This window comes from Streptomyces sp. NPDC059455 (assembly GCF_042750115.1).
Classification (GTDB): Bacteria; Actinomycetota; Actinomycetes; order Streptomycetales; family Streptomycetaceae; genus Streptomyces; species Streptomyces endocoffeicus.
Window position 1 is genome coordinate 58298 of sequence record NZ_JBHYVB010000039.1, and the last position, 8633, is coordinate 66930.

Here is an 8633-nt window from a genome sequence, read left to right on the forward strand (position 1 = left end):
GCTCGCCGACCGTGCCGTGGCGGCCCGCCCCCCCGCGCGGGCCGGGCGGGCCGGGGGCCCCCCCCGCCCCGCACGTCGTCAGCGCGGCTCGCACACCATGGGCAGCGGGCCGGGTTCGAGCGTCGCCTTCGGCTCGGGGCGCAGCGTCGTGCCGGGCACCGGGCGGAGACGCCACCGGCTCGCGATCGTCGCCACGATGAGGGCGGTCTCGGTCAGCGCCAGGACGTCCCCGATGCACTTGTGGCTGCCCGCGCCGAACGGGAGCAGCGCCCCGCGCTCCACCTCCTTGGCGCGGTCGCCGAGCCAGCGCTCGGGGTCGAACCGCTCGGGGTCGGGGAACAGCTCGGGGTTGTGGTGCAGCGCCTGGGCGCTGTAGAGGATCATCGTGCCCGCCGGGACGGTCCGGCCGCCGAGTTCGGTCTCGGCCGCCGTGACCCGCATCGCCATCCAGGACGGCGGATACAGCCGCAGCGACTCGGTGATGACCCCGCGGGTGTACTCCAGGGACGGCAGGTCCTCGAAGGTGGGGTCGCGGCCCGCCAGGACCTCGTCGATCTCGGCGTGCACCCGCTTCTCCACCTCCGGGTGGGCGCCCAGGAGATGGAAGACGAAGGCGAGGGTCGAGGCGGTGGTCTCGCTCCCGGCCACCAGGAAGGTGACCACCTGGTCGAGGACCTCGCCGTCGTCAAGACCCTTCCCGGTCTCCGGGTGTTCGGCGCGCAGCAGCGTGGAGAGCAGATCGCCGTGGTCGGCGCCGGAGCGCCGGCGCTCGCGGATCATCTCGTCCACGATCTGCCGCAGCCGGGCATTGGCCCGGTCATAGCGCCGGTTGCCCGGGGTGGGGAGCTTCTCCATGATCCCCAAAGGCGCCATCGTGCGCTTGTAGATGCCGTCCGAGACGATGCGCAGACAGTGGCGCGCCTCGTCGATCGTCGCCTCGTCGATCCCGGTGGAGAACAGCGTCCGCGCGGCCACCCGCATCAGCAGGGCGTGCATGGTGTCGCTGATGTCCAGGGTGCGCCCCGGCTCCCAGGAGCCGATCGCGGTGCGGGTGTCATCGGCGACCGCCGCGGTGTAGTCGGCGATCTTCGGGGTGTGGAACGCGGGCTGGATCATCCGCCGCTGGTAGCGGTGGTCCTCGCCCCGGGAGACCGAGAGGCTGTTCCCGAGCAGCTGCCGCGCCTTGTCGAAGACCCCGCCCTTGTCGAACACCCGGGGATTGAGCAGCACCTGGCGGACCAGCTCGGGATGGCAGGCCAGATAGGCGCGGCTGGGCCCCAGCCTGACCTCCACCAGATCGCCGTGGGCGGGCAGGGAGGCCAGGAACTGCAGCGGACGGCGCCAGAGCGCCAGGGTGTGCCCCAGCAGCGGCACCGAGCCGGGCGCCGTGCCGGTGGTCCAGGAGCGCTCCGGCTGTGCGGAGCTCTTCGCGGGAGTCACGGGTCCCCGTTCCCTCACTGGATGCGGGAGTTGACGTCGTTGACGGCCGTCTTGTAGCGCTTGTTGCTGGTGGTCCAGACGAAGTTGCCGTAGATCAGATCGAGGAAGACGTCCTGCGTCAGCTGGTCGAACGCCTTGATGCACTCGATGTCCTCGATCATGTCATCGAGCCGGGCCTGGAAGAACTCCTTGAACGCCGTCTCATCGCTCACATCGCAGAGCCGGAAACAGTTGGTGATCTGCCCCAGGGAGACCTCGCGGTCATAGGAGTAGAAGTCGTTGACGATGGTGAGTCCGCGGGTGGTCATGCGCGCGGCCAGGCTCGTCTTGGCGTGTTCGGTGAACTCCGGATGCCGGTAGATCGGATACGACATCTTCATCCAGAAGTCGACACCGATATCGGTGACCCGGAAACGGAAATACTGCTCCGGCGACGTGGTGCACAGCGCCGCCTTGATGGGCGAGTCGCGGAACATATGGTCGCTGGTGACGAAGGCGCGTGCCGCCTCGTACGCCACCTCCGCGTCCTCGGGGCCGTAGTACTTCTCGCAGATCTTGCGCAGCTGGGGCAGGAAGAGACCGAAGTCGTGGAGTGCGGGATCCATGTCGTCCCACACGAACGTCACGCAGTTCAGGACGCAGACGGCCTTGAACGCCTCCATGTCCTTGATATGACGGGGGCTCTGGGACCACAGGACCACGCCCACATAGGAGATCCAGCGCTCATCGGAAACCGATTTGCCGAGGGGCGCCACCGCCGCGTTGCAGTCGTCGATGACCTCGCGCAGTTCGGCGTCGGTCAATTCGACCTTGGTGGGCCGGGTGACGACATGGCGGTCGAACATCTCCTGGAAGCGGCGGGTGCACTCCTCCAGGTACGGTCGGACGCTGTTCCGGCTGATGTCCCGGGCCCCGACCGTGGAAAGTCCTGTCGTCATGAGTTCCTCACAGTGGCCATGCGGGCGATCTGCTTCAGCGCGTTGACCGCGTCCGCGGTGAATGGGGCGTCGTCGAGGGCCCGCAGGGCCTGCGTCCGGCGGTCGTCGATCATCTGCTCGACGGCATCCCGGGCGGTGGTGGCGGCGAAGATCTCCTGAATGGTCGCGGCGTCCCGCTCGTCCAGCAGCGGATTGCCGATGAGGCTGCGCAGCCGCGCCGCCTGGACGCTGTCGGAGCCGCGCAGGGCGAGCGCGATCAGGGTGGTGTTCTTCCCGGCCCGCAGATCGTCCAGCTGGGACTTGCCGGTCGACTCCGGGTCGCCGTACACGCCCAGCAGGTCGTCGCGGAGCTGGAACGCCTCGCCGAGCGGCAGGGCGTAGGCGGTGAACGCCTCCATGGCCTCCGGGCCGGCCCCCGCGATGGCGGCTCCGACGTGCAGCGGACGCTCGATGGTGTACTTGGCGGTCTTGTACCGGTTGACCGTGAGGGTGGCCTCGACGTCGTCCGTCAGCTCCCCGGTGGCCTGCAGATCGAGGTACTGGCCCAGCATCACCTCGGTGCGCATCTCCGACAGCAGCGGCAGCACGGCGTCGAACTGGACGGGGGTCAGACCGGCCGAGTGCAGGAGCTCGTCCGACCAGGTGAGGGCGAGGTCGCCGAGCAGTACCGCCCCGCTGACCCCGAACCGCTCGATCTGCTCCGGCCTGCGGTCGGTGGCGCACAGCGCGGCCAGGGTGCGATGGATGGTCGGCCGGCCGCGACGGGTGTCGCTGTCGTCCATGACGTCGTCGTGGATCAGCGCGAAGGCGTGGAACATCTCCAGGCAGGCGGCCACCCGGAACACCGTCTCGGTGTCCTCGCCGCCGCCGACGGCCTGCCAGCCGGTGACACACAACAGCGGTCGTATGCGTTTTCCGCCGGACAGGAAATCCTTCAGCAGCCCGGAGAGATACGGCAGATGGTGTTGCGGGGTGGTGTGGGCCTTGGCCGTCAGGAAATCTTCGAGTACGACGTCCACCGACTCACGGACGGTATCCGCATCCAAGCGGCCGGGGCTGAGCGTGGGTGTGGTCATGCGACTGACTCCTCCACGTCGAAATGTCGAAATCCGTTGATTAAGGAGAAGAAAACAGGCACGCGGAAACCCTTGCTTTGTATGGAAAAAGATGGATTGCCGTCCGTGCTCTGTACGGCACCATGAACGCAGACGTGAGACACGACCGCCGCCCATGGTCGATATATCGAACGCCCGTGACGGGCGCGAAGATCAGACGCTCAGGGAATCGTGCGGTCGGCGCGGAGGGGTCATTTCCGCGCGTGGAATCCGGGCCGGGCCGCAAAGGGGCCACAGCCGGTGCGACACCCGCGTGGACATCATCGGTTCGATGGATGCCAGGTGTGCGCGGGCACACTCAATTACGTCCATTTATTCCCCCTGAGTGCCGCCGGTCCCCCCACTCGGACATGAGCAGTCTAGACGCAAGATCGACGGATTCGGAAGCCCGTTCTGGTATCGCGCCTATCACTTGACGGCCGAAGGGGGCGGGGTGCTGTCACCGTGCCCGGAGCGGTCCGAAACCGGGCAACTCGCCCCGTACGCGCCGAGTATCAGTGGAATAAGCGGCGGCGCAATATGGACCCGGAGGGTTCGTTGAAAACTGAACAGAGGGCAGGCGGAACAGGGGTCAGGCGGAACAGGGGTCAGGCGGAACAGGGGGCAGGCGGAGCAGGGCCCGGACTGAACGGGGTCCAGACGGAACGGGCCCCGCCGTCACCGGCGGGGCCCGTTCAATAGCGCGCGGCGGTATCAGACCTTCCGGTAGTCGTACGCCTCCGAGGCCGCCTGGAGTACCGCCTCCACATCCGCCCCGGTGGAGGCCGTGACGAGCGCCGCGACCGCGCCCTCCACGAGCGGTGCGTCCACCAATCGGGTGCCGTCGGGCAGTTCGTTGCCCTCGGCCAGCAGTGCCTTGACGGACAGGACCGCACTGCCCAGGTCCACCAGGACCGCCACTCCGGCGCCCCGGTCGACCGCCTGGGCCGCCTCCGCTATCAGCTCCGGGCTGGTGCCGAAGCCGCCGTCCTCGGTGCCGCCCGCGGCGCGGACCGGCGCCGTGCCGCCGCCGGACAGCGCCTTCGCCAGCTCGGCGACGGAGTCGGCCACCGCCGCGCTGTGCGACACCAGGACTATGCCGACCTTCCCGCTCTCGTCGGTCATCGGGCCGCCTCCGCCAGCGCGCCGATGATCAGCGCCGACGAGGTGGCGCCCGGGTCCTGGTGGCCGACGCTGCGCTCACCCAGATAGCTGGCCCTGCCCTTGCGGGCCAGCATCGGCACGGTGGCCAGCGCCCCCTTCTCGGCGGCCTCGCCCGCGGCCGCGAACGACCCCGTGTCCCCGCTCAGCGCCTCGACGGCGGGGAGCAGCGCGTCCAGCATCGTCTTGTCGCCGGCCGCGGCGCCGCCGAGCTGCGCCACCGCGTCCACCCCGGCCCGCAGCGCGTCCGCCAGCTGCTGCGGGGTGATCTGTTCGGCGTCGCCGAGCGCCTTGCCGGCGCGCCGCAGCAGCGTCCCGTACAGCGGTCCGGAGGCCCCGCCCACCTTGGAGATCAGCTGGCGCCCGGCCAGGATGAGCGTGGCCCCGGGGGAGCCGGGGGGCTCCTTCTCCAGCGCCTCGGCCACGGCGGCGAAGCCGCGCTGCATGTTGGTGCCGTGGTCGGCGTCGCCGATCGCGGAGTCCAGGTCGGTGAGGCGGGTCGCCTCACGGCTCACAGACGTGGCCGCGGTGGTGAGCCATCGGAGGAAGAAAGGGGTGTCGAGCACGTCGTCGACGGCGGGTTCACTGCTGGACACAGACGCCTCCTCGGGGTGTAGCCAACGGCGACAGCGTACGTATCGGGGGCCGGCCGGCCTCAGGCGCCCCAGCGCAGCCCGGCGGTCCGCACGGGCGCGTCCCACAGCCGCAGGAGGTCCTCGTCGACCTGGCACAGCGTGATCGAGGCGCCCGCCATGTCGAGTGATGTGACGTAGTTGCCGACGAGCGTACGCGCCACCGCCACCCGGCGCTCGCCGAGCGCCCGGTGCACCTCGGCGGCGAAGCCGTACAGCTCCAGCTGCGGGGTCGCCCCCATGCCGTTGACGAGCAGCAGCACCGGGCTGTCCGGGCGCAGGTCCTCGACCACCACCTCCACCGCGTAGTCGGCGATCTCGCGGGAGGTCATCATCGCCCGCCGCTCACGCCCCGGCTCGCCGTGGATGCCCACGCCCAACTCCAGCTCCCCGGCGGGCAGATCGAAGGTGGGGCCGCCCTTGGCCGGGGTGGAGCAGGCGCTGAGCGCGACGCCGAAGCTCCGGGAGAGCTCGTTCACCCGCCGGGCGATCGATTCCACCCGCTCCAGCGGCGCGCCCTCGTCGGCCGCCGCGCCCGCGATCTTCTCCACGAACAGGGTGGCGCCGGTGCCACGCCGGCCCGCCGTGTAGAGGCTGTCGGTGACCGCCGCGTCGTCGTTGACCAGGACCTTGGCGATCTGGATGCCCTCGTCCTCGGCGAGCTCGGCTGCCATGTCGAAGTTGAGCACGTCGCCCGTGTAGTTCTTGACGATGAACAGCACGCCCTTGCCGCTGTCCACCGCCGCCGCGGCGCGCACCATCTGATCCGGCACCGGGGAGGTGAACACCTCGCCGGGGCAGGCGGCGTCGAGCATGCCGGGGCCCACGAAACCGCCGTGCAGCGGTTCGTGTCCCGACCCGCCGCCGGAGACCAGTCCCACCTTGTCCTCGACCGGCGCGTCCCGCCGGACGATCACCCGGTTGTCGACGTCGACGATCAGCTCGGGGTGGCAGGCGGCCAGTCCGCGCAGCGCGTCGGCGACCACGGTCTCGGGGACGTTGATGAGCATTTTCATAGGTGTGTCCGTCCTCCGCCGGATGGGGGTGTGCACCGCTGCAACAGCGTACGGATCCACCGCGTCCCTGGCACCCCTTGAACGCTGAGCCGAACGGCCTAATAGGACGAAAAAGGTACATAGTCATCATATGGTGCGCGCATGGAGAATACTGCCGCACCGGCGGCCGCCGTCCTGCCCCCGCACCCCCAGCCCCGCCCGCCGCAGCGGTACCGTCGTCCGGCCCCCTGGCTCGGCCTGGTCGCCATCGGATACGCCGTGGTCCAGCTCGCCATGGTGATCCCGCACACCGGCCACGCGCTGGGCTGGGACGAGTCCGTGTATGTCTCCCAGGTCGATCCGCGCACCCCGCCCGCGTACTTCAGCGCACCCCGCTCGCGCGGCATCAGTCTCCTGGTCGCGCCCCTGGTGTCCGCCACCGACTCCATTCCGGCGCTGCGGATCCTGCTGATGCTGCTGTCCGCGGGCGCGCTCTACGGCGCCTTCCGGGTCTGGACCCGGCTGCTGCCCGCGCCCCAGGTGGCCCTGGCCGCGCTGCTGTTCTCCGGGCTGTGGATCACCCAGATCAGCGGGCCCGCGGTGATGCCCAACCTCTGGGTGGCGATCGGCGCCGTCGCCGCCGTCGGCTGGTTCCTCCGGGTGCCGGACGAACCGAACGCCCGCTGGTGGCTGGCCGCCGTCCTCGCGGGCGTCACCCTGGTGCGCACCCCCGACGGGGGATGGCTCACCCTGCCGCTGCTGATCGCCGCGGTCGGGGCGCGCACCTGGCGGCCCGCCCTGCTTCCGCTGATCGGCGGAACGCTGCTCGGCGCCGCCCAGTGGATCGGCGAGGCGTACGACCGCTTCGGCGGCATCGGGGAGCGGCTGAGTGCCTCCAGCGACGTCGAGGGCGGCATGGGTCTGCACTTCAGCGCCGGCGCCGCGCTGCGCAGCCTCAACGGACCCCAGCTGTGCCGCCCCTGCGAGGTGCCGCTGCGCCACCCGGAGCTGACCGTGTGGTGGCTGGCGCTGCCCGTGCTGACCCTCCTCGCCGTACACACCGCCCTGCGCGACCGCCAGGAGCTGCGCCGGGTGCGGGTGGGGCTCGGCCGCCCGGCCGTCCGGCGCCCCGCCGTACCGCTCACCGTGCTGCCCGTCGCCTGCGCGGCCACCCTCGCCCTGCCCTATCTGCTGCTCATCGGCTACTCCGCGCCGCGCTTCCTGATGCCCTCGTACGCGCTGCTGGCGCTGCCGATCGCCGGGCTGGTGTTCCGCGCCGTACGGGCCGCGCGCTCACCGCAGCATCTGGCGGTCGCCCTCGGGGTGATCATCACGCTCCATCTGGCGAGCCAGTTCGTCATCCTCAACCACACCGCCAAGCAGTCCGACGCCACCACCGGCCGCTATCGCACCGCCGCGAAGGAGCTCCAGCGGCTCGGACTGCGCCCGCCCTGCCTGGTGACCGGCGACCGCGCCCTGCCCGTCGCGTACCACGCGGGCTGCTCCTCCGCCCAGACCAGCGGGAACAACCGGTCCGCCACCCTGCCCTCGCTGCTGCGCCGCGCCGCCCGGGAGCCGACCGCGCTGCTGCTGCGGCGCGGCCAGGCCCGGCCCCCGGCCTACGCCCGCACCTGGGTCGCCTATCCGCTGCCGGGCACCGAGTGGAACGCGTATCTGCCCCCGGACCAGGCGCGGGAGTGGGAAGCCCGGAAATCCCGACAGGAGACGTCCGGAAACGGTCCGAGCATGGGCACCATGACGATGACGTACCCGACCACCAGCTGGGCCGGATTCGCGGCGGCCGAGCCCGCCTTCGCCGACTACGCCCAGGACCGCTTCCGGCGCTACCGCCACCATGTGCTGGCCACCCTGCGGCAGGACGGCTCCCCGCGGGTGACCCCGCTCGAAGTGAACTTCCTCTCCGGCGAGTTGTGGCTCGGCATGATGCCGGAGTCGCGCAAGGCGCTGGACCTGCGCCGCGATCCCCGGTTCTCGGTGCAGGCCAACCCCGGTCCGGGCGAGGACCTGACCGAGGGCGACGTCCGGGTGAGCGGCCGGGCGGTCGAGGTGACCGACCCCGGGACGCTCGCCCGCTTCGCCGAGGAGGTCCACCCGCCCGAGCCCTTCCACCTCTTCCGCGCCGAGGTGACCGAGGTGGTGCACACCACCCTGGAGAACGGCCGGATGGTGCTGCGCACCTGGCGTCCGGGTCAGCCGGTACGGGTCGTACGGCCGGGCGGCGACGACACCCCGCCCCGGGTCGAGGGCTGAGCCCTGAGGCCGTGGACCGGGTCGAGCGGCCCGGGGGGCCGCGCGCGCCGCTGTTTTGTTAACCGGTGAAACAAGCCCCCCCAACCACGCGCCGCCCCCCCA

Annotated in this window: 7 protein-coding genes; 1 reads left to right on the plus strand and 6 read right to left on the minus strand. The window is 70.8% G+C overall.

Features of this window, described 5'->3' with window-relative positions; all coding sequences use genetic code 11:
- Positions 1 to 78: 78 nt before the first annotated feature.
- The 6 genes from ACFXB5_RS16695 to dhaK all read right to left on the minus strand — a co-directional run bounded on the left by ACFXB5_RS16695 (position 79) and on the right by dhaK (position 6281).
- Positions 79 to 1440: a cytochrome P450 gene (locus ACFXB5_RS16695; RefSeq protein ID WP_385208027.1), complete on the minus strand. Its 1362-nt coding sequence runs from the start codon at positions 1438 to 1440 to the stop codon at positions 79 to 81.
- 14 nt (positions 1441 to 1454) lie between these two features.
- Positions 1455 to 2378, minus strand: coding sequence for a hypothetical protein (locus ACFXB5_RS16700; protein WP_385208029.1), 924 nt, complete (start codon positions 2376 to 2378; stop codon positions 1455 to 1457).
- The gene (locus ACFXB5_RS16705; protein WP_198277249.1) at positions 2375 to 3454 is read right to left on the minus strand and encodes a polyprenyl synthetase family protein; all 1080 of its coding nucleotides are present in this window, start codon (positions 3452 to 3454) and stop codon (positions 2375 to 2377) included. Before ACFXB5_RS16705 ends, ACFXB5_RS16700 begins: the two co-directional genes overlap by 4 nt.
- A gap of 732 nt (positions 3455 to 4186) precedes the next feature.
- Entirely contained in the window at positions 4187 to 4597 is a 411-nt protein-coding gene (gene dhaM / locus ACFXB5_RS16710) for a dihydroxyacetone kinase phosphoryl donor subunit DhaM (RefSeq protein WP_385208032.1), read from the minus strand.
- On the minus strand, positions 4594 to 5229 hold the full coding sequence (gene dhaL / locus ACFXB5_RS16715; RefSeq protein ID WP_385208035.1) for a dihydroxyacetone kinase subunit DhaL: 636 nt from the start codon (positions 5227 to 5229) through the stop codon (positions 4594 to 4596). Before dhaL ends, dhaM begins: the two co-directional genes overlap by 4 nt.
- Positions 5230 to 5288: 59 nt before the next feature.
- Positions 5289 to 6281 carry a dihydroxyacetone kinase subunit DhaK gene (gene dhaK, locus ACFXB5_RS16720; protein ID WP_201855793.1) on the minus strand — a complete coding sequence of 331 codons (993 nt, stop codon included), beginning with the start codon at positions 6279 to 6281 and terminating at the stop codon, positions 5289 to 5291.
- Positions 6282 to 6422: 141 nt separating this feature from the next.
- On the opposite strand from dhaK, the gene ACFXB5_RS16725 reads away from it, so the two are divergent.
- Entirely contained in the window at positions 6423 to 8531 is a 2109-nt protein-coding gene (locus ACFXB5_RS16725) for a pyridoxamine 5'-phosphate oxidase family protein (protein WP_385208038.1), read from the plus strand.
- Positions 8532 to 8633 lie beyond the last annotated feature (102 nt).